Genomic DNA, 19,372 nt, shown 5'->3' with positions numbered 1-19,372 from the left:
GGTCTGGACAGACCTGCAGGACAACCCCCAGCGACGTGTTCTATCAGACTTCCGCAGCATCCTCTTCCACGAAAAGAGATACCTTGCGGATGCCATCCGCTCCGATGACGACAAGCCCCTGATCCGACAGACGGATTTCAGGGATAACGACCAGTGCGAGCAGTGACAGTGTCATCAGCGCGTTGTTCAGCATGCAGCCGGCTTGCTGAAGCGCGCGGCTGATACTTTCGGACTGCGCTGCCACCTCTGCAAACGGAGCTGGGGACATCAGCCCGGCAATAGGCAGCGGGAAGCGTGTCTCACCCGAGGCGGATACAACCACCACGCCACCACGCAGACCAACAGCCTGCTTCGCCGCCTGGGTCATGAGCTCGTCATCATTACCAATGACGAGCAGGTTGTGACTATCATGCGCGACGGTCATGGCAATCGCAGCCGGCTCAGTGAAGCCGACACCTGTCACAAGTGCGACCGCGTGACTGCCACTGGCATGATGTCGCTCGAAAACGGCGATTTTGCACAAATCCTGCGCAGGATCTGATGCAACTTCACCATCACGCACCGGAACGGTCATCCGCACTTCCTTCGTGTCCACGTGATTTTCCGTAACACGAATCACCCGTACGGGTACGTTCCCCTCCTGTACTGGAGCCGCAATGCGGAAATCTGCTGCACTCAGCTCTCGTCCCAGATGGACCGTGTCCATTACTTCCGCAGGATAAACGAATCCGTCCCAATCGGCGACCATTTGACCGTGCTCGGCCACCAGCTGGCCCGCTGCGATGGTAGCCGTCACATTCACTTCGGCCAATCGGCCATCAAGCAAAATAATGTCGGCAATCGCACCCGGAATGATCGAGCCGATGTCCCGTGCCACGCCGAAGCGCTCTGCCGTATTCAGCGTAGCCATCTGAAACGCGGTTACGGGCTTGACGCCCTGTGCAATGGCATGACGCACAACGAAGTCCATCTGCCCTTCATGGAGCAAGGATTCTGCGCTGCGGTCATCCGTTACCAGCATCATGCGGCGCGTGTCGAGACCCATTTCCGTGCTGGCGCGGATCGTCTCGGCCACATCATGCCATGCGGAACCTTGCCGCATCTTGGCATACATGCCGAGCCGGATACGCTCAGCTACATCCTCGGGCGTGACACACTCGTGGTCGCCCGAAATTCCCGCGGCTGCATAGACCGGCAGTCGCCAATCATCGGAGGCCCATGTAAAATGGCCATCCGCCACCTTGCCCGCGCGCAGCGTGGCCTGAATTTCCCCGATCATCACATCGTCTCCATAGACGACACCAGGGAAATTCATGACTTCGCCCAGCCCGATCATATCCGGGCCCCAGCTTAACGCTTCTGCGACTTCCACCGGGCCGAAGGAGGCACCCGTCGTTTCCAGCTCCGGGCCTGTGGACGGCACGCAGGAAGCCACCTGCATGTAAGCTGCCAGCGGTGTCGTACGGGCTTCGTCCAACATCAGACGAAGCCCTTTTAGACCCAGTACATTAGAAATTTCATGCGGGTCAAAAAAACCACCCGTCACTCCCAGCGGCAGTACAGCCTTAGCAAACTCAGTTACCGTAAGCTGCGTGCTTTCGATGTGACAATGTCCGTCCAGTAACCCCGGTGCCATATAGCGGCCATCCGCTTCAATGATTATGGTGTCTTCACCAATCGCATGACTGACGTCCCTACCGACGTAAGCGATACGAGAACCTTGCACAGCAATAGACATGCCCGGCAGCAACTCGCCCGATACCACATTGACCAGTGTTCCTCCGCGGATCACCAGTGATGCCTTGCGCTCCCCTCTAGCTGTAGCTACTAACTCGGGTACACACTCCGCCAGTGGCGGGCGTTGAAATACACTCTTCATGTCCATTACGTTTGTAACCTCCGTTTATGCTTCTTACCTGTTTTGCTTATTTGCTTATGTTACTGGAATACGCTCCATAATGCCAGCCAACTCTATATCTATTCAAACATCGCAAAGGTTCCTGTGGCATTTGTCCCCAGCTGATTGCCAATATCCTCTCTACAGAACACGATCACTTTCTTCCACATTGCGGGTATACGTATCCCGTAAACTCACGAATGGTGTAATCTCCCCTATGCTATAAATATGCAGCAAATGCATCGCTCGCGTACAGGCGGTGTAGAACAACTTACGCTCACTCTCACGCTGGTATTGTTTCGCTGATCCGTCATAAATCAGGACCGCATCGAATTCCACGCCTTTTGCCAGGTAGGCTGGAATGATATGAATCCCCTTTTCAAAAGCGGGGGTTGTTTTCTTAATTAATTTTGGCTTCACTGACAGCTGTCCTTCCAGCGCTTCGTAGGCTGCCGCGCTTTCGTCAGCATTTTTACAGATCACCGCGATGGACTCATAGCCTTCTGCCAACAATTCAGTGACATTCCCAGCTATCCGTTGATGCAACTTTTCACGTGAACGCACCTCGGTTACCAGAGGCTTCTCACCCTTACGGTTAAACGGTACAATGTGCTCTCCCCCAGCGACCATCCCCCGGGTAAATTCCACAATCTCCTGTGTCGAGCGATAGCTGCGTGTCAGGGAAATCATCTCGGTCTGATCTGCACCATACAAGTCATACAATGGCTCTGCATCCTGAAGCACCGAGGCATGGGCATAGATGGCCTGATTAAAATCACCCAGTGCCGTCATTTTAGCCTGTGGAAACAAACGCTTGAAGAACGCCAGTTGGAATGGGGAATAGTCCTGTGCCTCATCAATAAACACGTGACGGATGTTGCTATTGGAACGGAAGCCCAGCATCAGCTCACGCAAATATAAAAAGGGGGTTACATCCTCATACGCTAACTCCCCAGCCTGAATTCGTTGCAGGGTTTGCCGACTAATTTCACCCCAGCTGACGGGCAGCTCTGCATGATTCGCCAGTTGGCTCAACAGCGTCTCGTTCATAAACAGCTCGCTGTAGAGCCGGGTCGTATCTACGAAGCGAAGCGCCTTAATCCATTTGCGCAAGGGCTTTAAGCGGTCACTGACCACCATACGTGCCAATATTTCTCTTTCACGTGCAAAATCATCGAAAGTATCGCCCTTATTCTTGGATTTACGGCGCATACGGTTATAGGCACGCTGATAATCCTCCGGCTCCATCAGATCCATCTGTTGATCCACCCATGGAGCGGAGCATTCCTCCTTACCAAAGCGGGCCAGCTCTTTAAGCATCCAATCCCGCAGCAGTTCCAATCGATTCGCCAGTCGCACCGTAGAGTCGAATTCATAAAACTTGCGTGCCATCTGCTCTACTGAAACCACCTCACGTCCCTGAAAGCGGATGGGTTTAAAACGCATGCCCTCCTGCTCCAAATACGCCTTGTAGCCTGTAATCACATGTAAGAACGTCTTAGACGATTTAAAACGGATACCTTCCATCCTGGCTTCATACCCAGGCAGTAACGACGCTGAAAGCACATATTCCAGCTGTTCAAAGGGATCTTCTAACTGAAACTCCCGGCCCAAACGCCGCTCCAAATATTCCTGAAACGTGGCCTGAAGCATATTTTCCTCACCCAATTCAGGCAATACCGTCGAAACATAACTGTTAAACATCGGGTTTGGCGAAAATAACACGACCTGATCCGCTCGCAAGCGATCCCGATACTTATACAGCAAATACGCTACTCTCTGAAGCGCTGCAGAGGTTTTGCCACTTCCTGCCGCTCCCTGAACAATAAGCATACGGCTTCGGTCATCACGGATGATTCGATTCTGCTCCTTTTGAATGGTAGCGACAATACTTTTCATTTGAGCATCCGAGCTGCGGCTCAATACGGCTTGAAGAAGTTCGTCTCCAATCGTCACCCCTGTATCGAACATAAAACGAATTTGTCCATCACGGATCGAGAATTGACGCTTAAGCGTGAGCTCTCCATCCATCTCCCCTGCCGGAGTTTTATAAGAAGCGGGACCCGGCATGTTATCGTAATAAAGATTGGAAATAGGCGCGCGCCAGTCATAGATCAGAAATTCCTCATCTTGATTATCAAGCAGGGAGGCAATCCCCAGATAAACACGTTCCGCAGTCTGCCCTTCCTCAGCAAAATCAATGCGTGCAAAATACGGTGAATCAAGCAACTTTTTCAAACGACCTAACGCCTCTGTGGAATGTTTGTGTCTTCGTTCCCGCTCAGACAAAATCTCAGACTGCTGACGCAAACTGGTGGACGTCTCGCCCACATCATCCGCCTCACTGAAATTGATCGTTACCTCATCCCAGAAGTCTTTACGCATATCGACGACATCTCCGCGCACAGAACCAACCTCTGTCTCTAGCTTCCGAATACGCCCGCTAATTACTGCGGTCACATCTTCTACTCTTCGTTGTTCTTCATTCCATTGCTGTTCAGTAGTCACTGGCATCGCTCCTGTTCCGTTTCCTCCTGCTCACGCAGGGCTCCCTTGCGTACAAACTATGCTCTATTATGGACCCGGACATACCCGCGGCATCCCCCTGCTCCGGGAAAATTGACTAATCCTTTGAAGCATGCTATAATGTAAAAAGAAGTGTAACTCACAATTTATGCATATGGTTTTACCATAAAACAGAGCATTCTCTATTGTAGCAAGTTCAGTCCATGTTCGCAACCAGCGGGCTTTTTTTGTGCGTTCTGGCAACCTTCTATTAACCTGTTCTGACATACTTGAATTCATTACATAAAAAAGCGACCGTTCATCTGATTGATGAATGCGGTCGCTTTTCTTTTAGGAAATTCGCCTATCTGCTCTCTTCCACAGGATGAATATGATCGGCCAATCTGCTCAACCTCTCCAGCTGATGACCATAGTCGTACATCGCCGCAGCCACAATAGAAAGCCGCAGCATTCCTTCCTGACAATGGTCAAAACGTGTAATCGCATGCTTCATAAATTCGCCGTTCGCCTGCTGGAACAATTCACTTTCGTCCTCATTCGGTTTTAGCTTATTTTCGAATTTCAGTAGAGCGTGCTCGTGAAAACGAATCAGCAACTCCAGGTGACTGTCAAAAAAAGCATCCGTTCCCTTTGGCCGTAAAGACTGGAAGTAGTGCCTTTCCACCGCATCCAGTACCTCATATCCTTTGTGTAAACTTCCGAGCATTTGTTTGTATACTACCATTTGTCTCGTTTGACTAAACTTGGAGCGCTTGAGCTTCTTCTGCTCTTCCTCGAACAAATGATATTTGTCCGACAGCGATTTAATGGCTCCCTCTAGATTTCCTTTTTCCTCTTTAAAGACAGACTCCTTAATCTCATCGGAAATGGCAGTACGCAGCAGCAAGGACATGCTGTTAAATACATTTTGAATCTGATTAATAAACTGCCTTTTCGGTTTCGGGGGAAAAACGCTAACATTGATGACAAAAGCAGACACAATTCCAATCAAAGTGAGCGCAAATCGAGTCACCGCAAATTTCCAGTCCCCTGAGGCTTCCATTACAGAAACAACGGTCACGAGTGTCAATCCAACCGTATCAGCCATATTTATTTTCAGACATATCATAAGTACCAATACACATACGAGTCCGACTGCAATCGGCTCATTCGAAAATACCATTCCGCCCAGCAATGCCATGATTGCACCTAGTGTGCTTGTTTGGAGTTGATCCAAGAAATAACGCCACGACCTATATATCGACGGTTGCATGGCAAAAATAGCGGCTATCGCTGCCCCCACAGGCGAATGGGTGTTCAAAAGCGTGCTCAGAAAAAGGGCGAGCGTCACTGCAATTCCCGTTTTCAACACCCGTGCTCCAAAAGCCAAAGCCATCCCTCCTGCTTACCTTTCAAATTTATTCATACCGAATTACTATAATGAAAATTCAATGTAAAGTCCATGCTTTATTATTACCCAAAACAAGCGAAGATCAGGAATATTTATGAAATGTACAGTTCCTGATAGAATACATATCAACAGAATTAACTTATTTGCAACAACGTCACAGGAGGAACTCATCGTGTCATGGATTAGCAAAATGTTAGAAGAGCCCCGAAAGTGGCCACGCAATATCCGATTGTTTTTTATGGCCAATCTGCTGTATCAGATGGGCACGGGAATGTTTTCCGTACTGTATAACCTGTATATCCAAGGGCTTGGCTTTGATGATGATATGAACGGCCGGGTGGTCAGCATGCAGGCGCTGGCGACGGCGTTGCTGTTCATTCCGGTCGGATTTTTGGGGGATCGGACAAGCCGCAAAAATATGCTGGTCATCGGTGCATTATTCAGCGGCCTGGCCTTTCTCGCCCGTACCTTTACAGATACCAGCGCAAGCATGTTGGTATTTGCCATAATCTCAGGTATATTCGCCGCCTTTATTCAGGTACTAGCTGTGCCCTTTTTAGCAGAAAGCATAAGCAAAGCCCAACGCTTAAAAATATTCAGCTATTACTCGGCTCTTGTATTGGCAGCTCAGGTCCTGGGCAGCTTCGGGGGTGGCGTACTTGCAGATGGGCTGCAGACGTGGGGAATCACACCGCTATCCAGTCTGCGGGTTGCTCTGTTCCTTGGAGGAATGGCAACATTGACTGCTTTTATTCCTCTATTGTTTATCACAAAAACTACGGCAACCGTAGAAGCACCAGCTCCTGCCGAATCTTCATCTCAAACAGAACAAGTACAGACGCCGTACATTACATCCGATATCCCTGCCTCGGAGACACCTACTGCTTCTTCTGATCGCCGGGTTATTGGACAATTTGTTCTGGCCCAGTTTTTTCTTGGACTGGGTTCAGGTCTGGTCATCCCGTATCTTAATTTGTATTTTACGAACCGCTTCTCTGTATCGCTCAGCGCAATGAGTTTACTGATTGCACTCGGCCAGCTCATGACCATCCTCTCCATGTTGATCGGACCTACCCTCGGCAGCCGAATTGGTCTAGTCAGAGCTGTAGTTGGCTTCCAACTGCTTTCGCTACCGTTCCTTCTCATTACAGGCTTTACAAACGTACTATGGATCGCTTCGATCAGCTTTCTATTCAGGCAAGCGCTCATGAATGCAGCTAATCCGCTGCAAACCGCCATTCTCGTCGAACGTGTGTCAGATAAAAATCGTGGCATTGCCAACTCCATTCTCCAGACGACCTGGATGCTAGGCACCGCAGGTATGGGACCTGTACAAGCCTATCTGGTTACAACTTATGGCAACTACTGGGGCTATGCCATCACATTTAGCATGACAGGTGTTTTCTATATTTTGTCCTCCCTCGTCTATTACAGGATGTTTCGAGAAAAGCGTCCGTCTGCGAACCAGCTTTTACAAAACCCGGCAGGCCCGTAAACAAAATCATGACACAATAAAAGCCGGAGCCTCCAAGCGGACTCCCTTGGAACGTCATAGGATAAATGAGAATGGCGGAGGAGGAATGAAGGCATGCTTCGAGTTGCATTATTTACGGACACGTATACGCCTGACGTGAATGGCGCTGCTCTGACCCTGGAACGATGGATTGGCTATCTGGAGACACATGGAGTATCTACGCTCGTCTTCGCACCGGAGGCAGACCATCATCTGCCCTCTGGGCCGGGTGTAGAGCGATTTCGAAGTATTCCCTTTTTGTTGTACCGGGAATGCAGACTTGCGATCCCCAACGCCAAACAGATCAACGAGCGTCTGTCAGCCTTTTCCCCGCATTTGATTCATGTCGCTACTCCGTTTAACCTTGGCCTGTATGGAACAAGCTACGCAGCCAAACACCATATTCCACTCGTTGCCTCATATCACACCCACTTTGATAAATACCTTGAATATTACAAGCTTCGCTGGCTTGAACCTGCGTTATGGAAATACATGCTCTGGTTTCATAGACATTGCGAAAGGGTATATGTCCCCTCTCAATCAACCATGGAATTGTTGCGCAATAAAGGAATGGGGCAGCTCGAAATCTGGAGCAGAGGCATTGATACCGACCGATTTCAACCAAAGGTGGACCGTCATGCAGTATGGAAGAAATGGGACGTTCATGCAGATGCATTTGTTATTTTGTATGTGGGCAGGCTTGCACCAGAAAAGGGGGTAGACACGTTACTGGATTCCTACCTCCAGTTACCTGACGACGTCCGCGCAGCCTCTGTGCTGGTCATTGCAGGAGATGGTCCATTATATAAGGTCAAAACTGCAGCGGATATAGGGGTGCCGGAGCATGCACTCCACTGGCTTGGTTTTGTGAAAGGGCCGGAATTAGCTGAACTCTACGCCGCAGCCGACGTATTTCTCTTCCCTTCAACCACGGAAACCTTCGGCAACGTAGTACTGGAGGCTATGGCGAGCGGTACACCTGTGGTCGGTGCCAATGAAGGCGGGGTAAAAGATAATCTAATCCATGGAAAAACGGGGCTATTGTGTCCTGCTGGGGACGCCTCTGCCTTTGCCAAAGCTGTACACCTGTTGTATAAGGATGCCTCACTTCGCGATGCTATATCCAGAACTGGTAGAGCCTACAGTCTGGAGCAGACATGGGACCGTATTTTTGAACGGCTACTGGACAGCTACATGGACGCAGCGACCCTCCATCTTGACAGCCATCCCATGACGCGAATGTAACTCTGAGGACTTCATAGCTACAGGTGCTAAAGGGTGGTTAGAAAATGCTCCTTCACGCATTCTGTAACCACCCTTCATCAGCTTAACTATTTCCCCGTCTAACTACAATTGCAGATAAAAGAAGAAAAACCTTTGCTAATACCTTAATTGTTTCAGCAGCTTGTTATGTACCCCACTCAACAAAATCACTGCGGTCAAAGCGCCGATGAACGCAAGAAGCATATCCCATTGGGTGTCCCATACATCCCCCTGTGTGCCCAGAAAAGCTTCTGCTGCTGTTCCCGTTGCCTTGGCTACAGCAAACTCAATCAACTCGTATACAGCGCTGATCGCAAGACACACACTAACCGTGAGGAAAGTGAGCCAGCTCCCGCTTCCCAAGGCCGTTTTACGCAACAGCACTTCCCTGACAATGAGTGCGGGTACAAAACCTTGTACAAAGTGCCCAAGTCGATCATAATAATTGCGCTCCAGTCCGAACGTGTCCCGAATCCAGTTGAACAGTGGCATTTCGGCATAGGTATAATGTCCGCCCACAATCAGGATCAATGCGTGCAGCCAGATTAGGGTATATACCAGATTGGTAAACCGAAATCTTCGGTATAGAGCCGCCAGCAGTACAGCTCCCAAAACCGCTGGGAGAACTTCCAGTACCCATGTAAAATAATCCGCCGGGCGAATCAAAGACCAAATTAGGGCAAGCGCCAGCAATACAAGTAAAACAAGCGGGTAGCGATCATTTTTAGACCATGCCGTTGCCTGGTTCATCGTCATTCCTCCTCAGCCCAAAGCTCTAGCCTTCGTTCGTTACGATATGTTTGACACGCCCAACCTGTCCGTCTGCCAAACGCACTTTGATTCCATGCGGATGACGTGGGGAATTGGTCAAAATATCTTTCACCGTTCCTCGCGTCAACTTACCGGTAGGCTGATCCTTTTTAAGTACAATATCTACCTGAAGACCAGCGCAGATGTCGGATCGATTCTGTCCGTTCATTGTAGCTATTCCTCCTTTGTTTTATATTTATGATGATATTCAGCCACTCAGTTACAACAAAATCACCAACGACGCCATTCGTCCTGGCGGCTGTTCCCCATCCAGACTACGCACATCGTGGATACATAGCTGACGAGCAAAATAACGAATACCATCCCGCTAAACTCCACAAAATGAGTACGTTGCAAGGAGTCTGCCCATATGGAAGATACCTGTGCATACAGTTGAGAAGGCGCAGAAACAATATCCCATGTGTTCCCTCGAAAGAAACGGCCAATATAAATACCCAGGCTGCTCAACAAGAGTACCGCCATCATAAACAGCCAACTAACAAGCCCACCACGTGCACGTTGTACCAACTGTCGTACGGATTCAAGTGATACAAATCCCATTGTCAGACCAAGTATGGCTACCAGCAGCATCCCCAATACATGATTCCAAAAGTACGGATTTCCCCAGAAACGTTGCTCCCCGAGAAACGGATATCTGGCGAATACATGCAGCAAATCTGTGATCAAATAGGGTGTATTGGGATAAAAGAAAAGCCATGCCGCCCCCGTGACCCAGAGTAAAAAAGTCCTCGTTCCTCGCCTCCACGAGCTATACACTACATCAAGCAGCAGCGTCAACAGCATAGGAATCCAGGCCAGCATCATATTCCACCAAATAAAAAGATAAGGGCGGCCCCCTGAGGGCAGTCGCACGTTAATGATCCACAATGTACTGATTACGGAGCATAAGGCCAGTGTTAAAAAAACATAAAGTTTTACTGGATAATTTAACGATCTTAAACGGGCATACATACGTGTCTTTCCCTCCTTGTAACCGTCCTGCCTTCCTGACGTTCCAATTTACACCTGTTCTGGACAGTGTACACCACAATGGCTTCAAGCTCAATGGAAGCGCTCCACCTCTGCATAAATGAACATAAAAAGACATCTATTCTTTGGGAATCGACCCCATCCCGAAAAATAGATGCTTACTGTGTTTTAGACTTCACTCACAGGTAAAGGCGTAGCTCCGGTAGTTTTAATATTCGGGCAGCATGAATTAGCATAATACCGCTAACGGCATTATAAATTCCGTTGCTGCGCTCTGTCCATTCGCCATCTGTCGTCCGGGATGCACAATTCCCGCTTTTGCTCCGTACTGATGCGCATATTCCACAGATTGCACCAGCAGTTCTATCGCACGTTGTCGCTTGGTCTCATCGTCAAACCCGAGCAGAACGGAATTCGTGCTAATTCGGATCTGGTGTATGAGGAAATGTATTGTACACACTCGATATGCCGATTTTCCCCCGCTCAATCATAGGCTCAATCGTCGTTAGCATTTCCCGGGTAATGTTATAATTCAGCTCCACCCTGCTAAAGCCCAACTGACGGATTTCCTCTACAAGTTCTCGACCGCCCATATGTTTTTTTATATTCCAACAGTTAGATGCTGAATAGATAAATTTCTTACAAATGATCTATTATCACTCAGCTCCCAAGCCTTCTTTTGTTATGTATATGAACATTATGAAATCGCTCCACATATCACAAAAATAAATTTATATTATAAAAAAAGCCTATCCATCATCTACTTAAAGACGGATAAGCTTTTACTGTTGTCTAACCTTGTATCCAATTGACTAATGAATGTACTGCCAATGTACCCGGCGCAGCTGCCACAAATGCTGATGAACCGTTGTGCAAAGCCAAAAATTCCACTGTTTTTGGAATACCGGGAGCCAGATCCAGATGGTTGTCGCTGAAAATACCTTCCTGCTCTGCCGATAGCCACACGTGTCGGGCAAGTACATCCGAACACAGCATGAATCTGCTAGCCTCGCTTCCCTGAATCTCTGTCACTTCAATTTTTGCCTGCGGTAAATCCATCTCTTTCGTGTCTGCAAAATAAATTTCACTGGAGATCACCTGTTCACCATTCTGCGTCAGACGCGCGACCAGCATATGCTCCGCACGGTTCAGGCCACTCAGCCATTTGTCGATAGGCAGTATATGTACAATTCCTGCACCACCTGCTGGTTGCTTTACCTTAACATTCTCTTCACGAACAGCCTGGCTGCTTCGGATATGCAAAAGCGTCAGCCGCAGCGTACCTGATATCGGCTCTAGTGTGTCGTTGACCAGATGTAGTGCCTTATTCCCCTGTTCTGTATCTGTTGCACTCAACAACACATCGGCAAAGCTACGCTTAGCCGTATATTGGAGCGCTTTCCAACGACCAAAATAGTCCATACTCGACCAGGAGGCAACGGGCCAGCAATCATTCATTTGCCAGTATAATGTTCCCATGCAATAAGGCTTGTGACGACGATGCGCCTCTATAGCTGCTTTCATTGCTTCTGCCTGTAAAATTTGGCTCATGGGAAGAAAACTTGTAAAATCCTTTGGTTCTCGCATGTACCGCTCCATATATTCTTTAATCAGACGATTGCCCGCACCGTTCTTCTGATGTGCCAGCATCACCGCAGATTCCAGTTCCAAATCCTTCTCTTCCGCATAAGTACGAACGGACTTGTATTCAGGAAAAGACTGAAAACCATATTCACTCATAAAACGGCCCACATGTACATGATAATTCTCAAACGGCTCAGACGCGTGCCATACACCCCAATAATGAACATCACCTGCAGTTGAAGACCGATGGGCATGCTGATTCCGATCTCTCGTCAGGTCAATTAGCGGGGAGGAGGGCCAATATGCTGTCTGCGCTGACCAGGTGCGTACCGCCTCCGGTAGAATCCGATGAAAGAGCATTTCATAATCATTCCACAGGCGTTCCCGTTGCTCAGGTGTGTAGTTCTTTTTCCAGCCCCAGCCTCCATTCTCTTCATAATGCGCCCACGCAGAATCGATCTCATTGTTGCCGCACCATAAGGAAATACAGGGATGATTACGCAGCCGCTTGATATTGTCCTCGGCTTCCTGTGCCACATTGTCTATAAAATCTTCATCGCCTGGGTACATACTGCAAGCGAACATAAAATCTTGCCACACGAGCAAACCGTATTCATCACAAAGCTCATAAAATACGTCTTGTTCATATATACCGCCACCCCACACTCGCAACATATTCATATTCGAGGCGGCTGCGCTGGCAATTTCATACCGATATCGTTCCATCGTAACTTCAGTGACAAAGCTGTCATTCGGAATATGGTTAGCCCCTTTTGCAAACACCGGAATTCCGTTCAGCTCAAAATAAAAGCTCTCTCCTGCTGCATCCCGTTCCCGTACAAGACGGATGGAACGCAGTCCCGTTTTTACTGATTTTTCCGCGATTACAGCTCCTTGTTCTTGTTCCACTAATTCGGCCACAAACGTATATAGATGCGGCTCCCCCAGTCCACGGCACCACCACAGCTTCGGCTTCTTCATCTCCAGCTCCAGCTCCACTGTCTGCTTCCCCTTCAGCAGCCGAACTGGCTTGGACCACACTTTGCCGTCAGCAGAAATACGCAACTCGGCATCTCTAATCTCATCTGCATTTTCGATCTCTACCACTGCCATGAGTTTAGCCCCTGCCGAACTCACTTCGTCCTGTCGAATAAACAAGTCTCTCACGATCAGACCGGACCAAGCCTCGATCCGAACCTCTCTCCAGATACCGCTCGTCACCAGCCTCGGTCCCCAATCCCAACCATAGTGGTAAGGAGCTTTACGTGCGAAAACGCTTACCTTTTTATCGGACAAACCACCTATTTCGGACTGATCATTGGGTGCAGGGAGTCCATAACCTAAGCTTTCCAGCTTGGGTACATCTTCAGCAATCGGAGAACGAAAACTGATTTCTAGCCGATTTTCCCCTTGCTGAACCAATGCCTTCACATCCCGTCTCCATACTCGAAACATATTATTGGCTGACAAGACAGATTGATCATTCACTTTTACATCCGCGTATGTGTCCAGACCTTCCAACACCAACTCTACACATTGACATTGAAGCTGATCTGCATTTATCTCAAAATGGGCTTCATATATCCAATCCTGCTTATCAATCCACTGTACCTCCATCTCGTTCATACCCATAAACGGATCAGGAATTTTGCCATGTCGTAAAAGATCGGTATGCACACAACCCGGCACTTTCGCGCTGAGCCACTCATCACTTTGTGCTTCTCTAAACCTCCAGCCATCCAACCCTATCACATTAACCATCGTCACAAGCCTCCCTATAAGCATGATTGGGAACATCTGGATTCGTCAGTAACATAACAAAAATAACATTAAGCTAACAAAGTAGTCAATTGTTTTTTGGAACAAGTGACAAAATACAAAATAAAAGTCGCCCTCTGCCCCAAACAGGCTAAAAGCGACCTCCTTTGTCTTCACGATGTATGGTGTCACACACGTATCTGGACATTAACTATATGTGATTGTGCTGATGGGACGCTCACGGTCATCATTTTCCCGACTGATCCGGGGTGCATGAACTTCCCGTATGAATAGCTCAGCATGTAGCAGCTTTTTCTCGACAGGCGAGTTCGGGTTCGTTATGCGCCACAACAATTGGTCCACTGCACGCATTCCCAGCAATTCCTTATCCACTCTCACCGTGGCATAAATTGGCATTTGTTCATTCGTATCGTCAAACCCGGTCACTCCGCAACGCCTCGGAACGTCAATCCCCTTTTCTTTCAGCACATCCACGACCTGCGCAGCAGTCACATCATTAGCACACACAAAAACCTCAGGCAGTTTGTCCTCAGACAACTTGTCCATTTCCTCAGCAAGCGCCTGCGCTCCTCCGTGAAGAAGGGCTTTATTTTGTCGCAATTCTACTCCGCTCATTTCCAGTGTAGAACGACAAGCTTCCCAGCGTTCGTAGAAACTGTGAGCGTCATCAATATGACCCACAAACTGAAAGCGGGTATAGCCCCTACACAGCAAATCCTTCATTAATTCACTCATGCATGTGCGATTATCTGTAAACACCGTATCACTTAAAAATGCAGAATCCCAATGATCTACCATGACGACCGGAATACCCATCCGATAAATGTTCAGCAACAACGAAGTTGAAATTGTCCCTACTGTGATAATCCCTTTAATCGCCTCCGGGTTCAGTAGAGAAAACATATCCTCAGTCGAGGGCTCCGTTAACGTGATCATATCCATCCCCTTACGGTTCAGACGCTCGGAAATCCCTTCAAATACAGGTCCCCAGTACCTGGATTCCCTGTTCTGGTGCCGAATATTTGGGAATAACACCAGCACCGTACCCGACCATTCTCTTGCATCTGTGTCCCGAGGCTCTATCCCAGTCATTTTGGGATGACTGCGAAAATAGCCCATCTGGGCAGCAAGCTTAACCAGCAGCGCCCTCGTCTCTTCACTTACACCGGGTTTGCCTGACAGTGCACGCGAAACAGCAAACTTTGAAACACCCGCCGCATCCGCAATTTCCTGCAATGTTACTTTTCCACGCATCTCCTCACCCAACCCTATTCGAAATCTTTTTCTACCTTAGATTCTAAATATACAGATATGCCTATAAACTGGTACCATCGTAGCATACTTTGTTTTAGATCATCAAACGATGGATTTACACAAATCCACACTTTTCATTAAAATATGTTTGCTTAATAAAAAAACAAACTGCATAACAAACAATTATAAATAACTTGACGTGAGGTTCTTTATTTCCTACAATTTACTATTGAAAGCACTTACATTGTGTAAATCATACTTATTAAGGGGGATTTGCAAATGTTCATGAACAGGTCGGTACGACAGAGCTCTATTCTACTCCTGTCTTTGCTGCTGCTCGTTACAACGGGCTGTGCGAATGGAACAGACGGTAAGGCAGAAAATGAAGATCCTAATGACACCAGTCCCATTACATTTACTTTCTTTGGCGGTGATTCCAGCTCTAACTGGAACAACATGAAGGATGCTGTCGGACAGGAAATTATCAAGAAAACGGGCGTTACGCTAAATGCCGAACATGCTGTCAATGGTCGAGGCGAGGAAAAGTTTGCTTTAATGGCAGCGAGCGGAGAATATCCAGATCTCGTGTACCCTAAATCAGACATTGGCAAGTTAGTCGATGCCGGGGCACTCATTGACTTAACCGACCTCATTGACAAATACGGCCCTAACATTAAGAAAGTGTATGGAGACTATTTTAATCGTATTAAATATAGTAGTGAAGATCCAGCCATCTACACGATCCCGACCAATCTGGGTGTGGATCACATTGCGTTTGATGCACAAGCCGGCTTCGAAATCCAGCACCAGGCACTTAAGAAGCTCGGATACCCTAAAATCCGCACCGTTCAAGATTTTGAAAAAGCACTTAAAGATTATGTCGCCAAATATCCAACCACCAATGGACAGCGAACCATCCCCCTATCACTCGATGCCGAGGACTGGAAAATTCAAATTACAGTGACAAACCCGGCTGTTACTGCTACAGGTGGACCCGACGATGGCGAATATTATATTGATCCTAAAACACACAAAGCCATTCTTCACTACAAGCGCCCAGAAGAACGTGAATATTTCCGTTGGTTGAACCATATGTACAATGAGGGACTGTTGGATAAGGATACTTTTGTGCAAAAAAGTGATCAGTACAAGTCCAAAATTGCCGCAGGCCGTGTCATCGGACTCATTGATCAGGAATGGAACTATCAAGATGCCGAAAATGCGCTCAAAGCAGCAGGTAAGGATGAATTCACTTACGCCCATTTTCCAGTCACTTTAAATGAGAAATACGAGGACCATTCCCTCCAGCCCATCGGCTTCGATACCGCATCCGGGATCGGAATTACAACCTCATGTGAAAATCCGGTGCGAGCTATCAAGTTTCTGGATTTTCTGGCCTCCGACGAAGGACAAATTTTACGTAATTGGGGAATTGAAGGCCAGCATTACAACGTAGAGAATGGCAAACGAGTCATTCCGGCGGATGTGCAACAACGTAAGAACACGGATAACGCTTCTTTTAGCAGAGAGTCAGGTATCGGTTTGTACTGGATATGGGGGCCACATTACGGCGATAGCGTAAAGGACCCTTCGGGCAATTATTACACAACCAATTATCCGGAGATGATTACCGAAAATTATAGTCAAGCCGAGAAAGAGTCCCTTCAGGCATACAAAGCCCATACGTGGAAAGACCTGTTCCCGAACGAAAAAGATTTTCCGGTAAAAGAGTGGGGGGCTGCCTACAACATGCCTGTTCCGACCAATACGAATTACAATGTTATTTATCAAAAGTCGCAGGACATTGTACGCAAACGCATTCCTGAGGCCGTACTCGCCAAGCCAGATCAGTTCGACGCTGTGTATGACCGCATGCTCCAAGAGCTGGATCAGGCGGGTGTGCCAAAGGCTGAAGAAATCTATACTGGCCTAATTCAAAATCGGCTGAAACTGTGGTACGGCGAAAAATAGGGTTTGCCTTTTTAATGAAATATTACAGGGCTGACAGACCATGCTGTTCAGCCCTTCTACATTAACTATTATTACATATTCTGTTTGGTTTCTTTTTCTTTCCAAGAATTACTTTTCCCTGATACACGATTGACGTAAAACAATAAGATGATAGGAATCAACGCAATCCCCCCACACATTACCCAAGATATTTGAATAGGTGTTTGATCGGAAGACAAATCCGTAAAATTACGACTGATGATCCCTGTCATGATTAAACCTATGCACATGCCTAATTGTGAAATCGCAGAATCCAGAGATAGTAGTGTAGAACGATACTCATTAGAGATTCTTTTGTTCAGAAAAATTTGTTTGGCAACCGGGTACATGCCGCGCCCCATTTCATAGATCAAAAAGGTAAGCAGTACAGGATAAAATGTGTTGAACGCACCGGCAAAAATGAGCCATACTCCAATCATGCCGCAAGCATACATGAGTATATGTACATCACTGTATCGTGCGCCTAGCTTTCGAACCAGGTAGCTTCCCAAAGTCATACATAGTGAATACCCTGCCTTGATAAACCCCATAATCCAAATCCCTTGTTCGGAAAGGCCCACCAGACGTGGCTGTTGAAATGTATTTCCAGCCGAGTTTGAAAAGCTGATAAATAAGCCAATCATAAACACAATCCAGATAGATTTATTTTCAAAACCGATACGGACACTTTCTCCGATAATCGTTTTAATGCGGGTAGTGGACGTCTTTCGATGAGCCACATTCTCCTCATCCATATAAAAGAAGCATAGAAAAATGCATACAATAATAGATAAAATGCTAACCGCCCATGGAAGTGAATAGTTAAAAGTTGCGAGAAAGGCCCCCAACAGACCACAAATAAATCCTGAAATGTACTGTATACTGTTAGAGATTGTAAAAAGAACTTCCATGGGCTTATCACTATTTTCCACAACCCATGATTCCAACGAACCTGATTGTAAACATATAGCCAGACCTCCAAAGACTTGCGCAAACACAAGCACCCCGATATGATCTGTCGAAACGAACAATACACTATAGGCTAGAAAACAACAAAGTCCCAAAATAACAGAGATTTTTCTTCCATACTTGTCTGCAATAGCCCCAGTAGGTATCTCAAACAGAAAAATACTTACAAAGAATACAACCAGTAAGAAGTTCGCACTCTGCAAAGAAAGTCCTTTAGCTAATAAAAAAAGGATGAGCGTAGTCCCCGTGATTTCACTCATAAAAAATTGAAGAAAGCTGACGGAGTAATATAGCTTATGAGGTTGCACTCTCAGGATTCCGTCGATTGCTGTGCAGCCTCATATTCACTTCGCAAAATCCCCATCTGAATAATGTCATAGTATCGCCCTTCCCTGAATAGCTTTTCCCGCAGCCGCCCTTCCTCCTTGAAGCCGCTGGCCAAATAGCAACGGTGTGCACGTTCATTGAACGCATAGACCTCCAGCTCCAGTCGATGTAGGTTCAGCGTATGAAATGCAAATTTTTGTAACAGCCGGATCGCTTCCCGTCCATAACCTTTGCCCAGATCACCGTCACGCCCGATCACAATTCCAAGGGTGGCATGCCGATTCACCCAGTTGATTTTAAATAAGTCCAGTTGTCCGATATAATCCAGGGTGTCTTTATGCGCAATGACAAAACCTTTGATCTCGGGGTTGCCGTCAATCATCATCTGTACAAAAGATTCACTATTCACCTGTGAATGCGGATAGATAAACACGTCGCTTAAACCACGTGTGATTTCCGGGTCATTGACCCATTTTCGGATATCTGGTATATCCTCTTGACGGTATTCTCTCAATACAACTCGTTTTCCAATGATATGCGGCATCGTAATCTTCCCTCCGATTATGTATTTGTTTAAGCACCTTTATGCTTCCATTACTCTCACAAACTCCAGAAAACGTGTACCTTTATAATGAAGCTCCCCACGATCCCCGATCACAATCATACCAAAGTCCCTATCCTTCACCTCCAGCTCCTTACGCTCACCCCCGTCAAACTCAAAGGTGATATAATAATAGGTCGAAGCTGAAAAATCGCCTGATCCCCCACGCACTCTCGTCCGTTTATCCACAACCTTACATGAACGTTGTACCCGTTCGGCTGCTTGATTGGACAGGCCCGCTCCGATCGTTTTGACAATTCCCATAATCATTACAAAAGCAATGAGTCCAAATACGATAAAAAAGATCGTATTAAACGATTGAACTTCCATAGAATCACTTCCCATTCACTTCATCCTTTCTACAGTAAAATGTAAATTTTCCATTCAATTGCCCATTGACAAATCGTACATCTTCACCCTCAAAAACTCCAATACTTTTTTAACATACTTACGAAAAAAAAGTTCTTTCGCTCTTTTCCG

Annotated in this window: 14 protein-coding genes and 1 pseudogene; 3 read left to right on the top strand and 12 right to left on the bottom strand. The window is 47.2% G+C overall.

Going from position 1 to position 19,372, the window contains the following annotated elements; all coding sequences use genetic code 11:
• Positions 1-43 precede the first annotated feature (43 nt).
• The 3 genes from MKY98_RS09725 to MKY98_RS09715 form a co-directional block, all read right to left on the bottom strand.
• The gene (locus MKY98_RS09725) at positions 44-1,885 is read right to left on the bottom strand and encodes an adenine deaminase (RefSeq protein WP_069011364.1); all 1,842 of its coding nucleotides are present in this window, start codon (positions 1,883-1,885) and stop codon (positions 44-46) included.
• A 153-nt stretch (positions 1,886-2,038) separates the two neighbouring features.
• Positions 2,039-4,411, bottom strand: coding sequence for an RNA polymerase recycling motor HelD (gene helD / locus MKY98_RS09720; RefSeq protein WP_209018282.1), 2,373 nt, complete (start codon positions 4,409-4,411; stop codon positions 2,039-2,041).
• 355 nt (positions 4,412-4,766) lie between these two features.
• The gene (locus tag MKY98_RS09715) at positions 4,767-5,798 is read right to left on the bottom strand and encodes an FUSC family protein (protein ID WP_175405266.1); all 1,032 of its coding nucleotides are present in this window, start codon (positions 5,796-5,798) and stop codon (positions 4,767-4,769) included.
• A 187-nt stretch (positions 5,799-5,985) separates the two neighbouring features.
• On the opposite strand from MKY98_RS09715, the gene MKY98_RS09710 reads away from it, so the two are divergent.
• A complete protein-coding gene (locus MKY98_RS09710; RefSeq protein WP_069011363.1) occupies positions 5,986-7,308 on the top strand; it encodes an MFS transporter in 1,323 nt (440 codons plus the stop codon).
• Between the two features lie 93 nt (positions 7,309-7,401).
• Positions 7,402-8,571: a glycosyltransferase family 4 protein gene (locus MKY98_RS09705; RefSeq protein ID WP_069011362.1), complete on the top strand. Its 1,170-nt coding sequence runs from the start codon at positions 7,402-7,404 to the stop codon at positions 8,569-8,571.
• 135 nt (positions 8,572-8,706) lie between these two features.
• Here MKY98_RS09705 and MKY98_RS09700 read toward each other — a convergent pair whose 3' ends face one another.
• The 6 genes and pseudogenes from MKY98_RS09700 to MKY98_RS09675 form a co-directional block, all read right to left on the bottom strand.
• Complete coding sequence (locus MKY98_RS09700; RefSeq protein ID WP_025721732.1) at positions 8,707-9,339, bottom strand: DUF2238 domain-containing protein; 633 nt, start codon at positions 9,337-9,339, stop codon at positions 8,707-8,709.
• Between the two features lie 25 nt (positions 9,340-9,364).
• Positions 9,365-9,568: a YwbE family protein gene (locus MKY98_RS09695; protein WP_069011361.1), complete on the bottom strand. Its 204-nt coding sequence runs from the start codon at positions 9,566-9,568 to the stop codon at positions 9,365-9,367.
• A 62-nt stretch (positions 9,569-9,630) separates the two neighbouring features.
• Positions 9,631-10,371 (bottom strand): DUF1361 domain-containing protein, encoded by a 741-nt coding sequence (locus MKY98_RS09690; RefSeq protein WP_029516768.1) that lies wholly within the window; start codon positions 10,369-10,371, stop codon positions 9,631-9,633.
• A gap of 313 nt (positions 10,372-10,684) precedes the next feature.
• Positions 10,685-10,982: pseudogene (locus MKY98_RS09685) on the bottom strand (sugar phosphate isomerase/epimerase); the annotation flags it as partial.
• A gap of 199 nt (positions 10,983-11,181) precedes the next feature.
• Positions 11,182-13,734 (bottom strand): beta-mannosidase, encoded by a 2,553-nt coding sequence (locus MKY98_RS09680; RefSeq protein WP_069011360.1) that lies wholly within the window; start codon positions 13,732-13,734, stop codon positions 11,182-11,184.
• 204 nt (positions 13,735-13,938) lie between these two features.
• Positions 13,939-15,006: a LacI family DNA-binding transcriptional regulator gene (locus MKY98_RS09675; RefSeq protein ID WP_039270191.1), complete on the bottom strand. Its 1,068-nt coding sequence runs from the start codon at positions 15,004-15,006 to the stop codon at positions 13,939-13,941.
• A gap of 279 nt (positions 15,007-15,285) precedes the next feature.
• Here MKY98_RS09675 and MKY98_RS09670 point away from each other — a divergent pair, with 279 nt between their 5' ends.
• The gene (locus tag MKY98_RS09670; protein ID WP_069011359.1) at positions 15,286-16,977 is read left to right on the top strand and encodes an ABC transporter substrate-binding protein; all 1,692 of its coding nucleotides are present in this window, start codon (positions 15,286-15,288) and stop codon (positions 16,975-16,977) included.
• A gap of 71 nt (positions 16,978-17,048) precedes the next feature.
• Here MKY98_RS09670 and MKY98_RS09665 read toward each other — a convergent pair whose 3' ends face one another.
• From MKY98_RS09665 to MKY98_RS09655, 3 genes are read right to left on the bottom strand one after another with little or no spacing between them, the layout of a single operon-like run.
• Positions 17,049-18,272 (bottom strand): MFS transporter, encoded by a 1,224-nt coding sequence (locus tag MKY98_RS09665; protein WP_069011358.1) that lies wholly within the window; start codon positions 18,270-18,272, stop codon positions 17,049-17,051.
• A gap of 2 nt (positions 18,273-18,274) precedes the next feature.
• Entirely contained in the window at positions 18,275-18,835 is a 561-nt protein-coding gene (locus tag MKY98_RS09660; protein ID WP_029516763.1) for a GNAT family N-acetyltransferase, read from the bottom strand.
• A 39-nt stretch (positions 18,836-18,874) separates the two neighbouring features.
• On the bottom strand, positions 18,875-19,237 hold the full coding sequence (locus MKY98_RS09655) for a DUF2500 domain-containing protein (RefSeq protein WP_069011357.1): 363 nt from the start codon (positions 19,235-19,237) through the stop codon (positions 18,875-18,877).
• Positions 19,238-19,372: the final 135 nt, after the last annotated feature.

The organism is Paenibacillus sp. FSL M8-0228 (assembly GCF_038007385.1).
GTDB classification, from domain to species: Bacteria; Bacillota; Bacilli; order Paenibacillales; family Paenibacillaceae; genus Paenibacillus; species Paenibacillus polymyxa_D.
The sequence above is the reverse complement of the archived record's forward strand: the minus strand, read 5'-3'. Positions and strand labels throughout refer to the sequence as shown.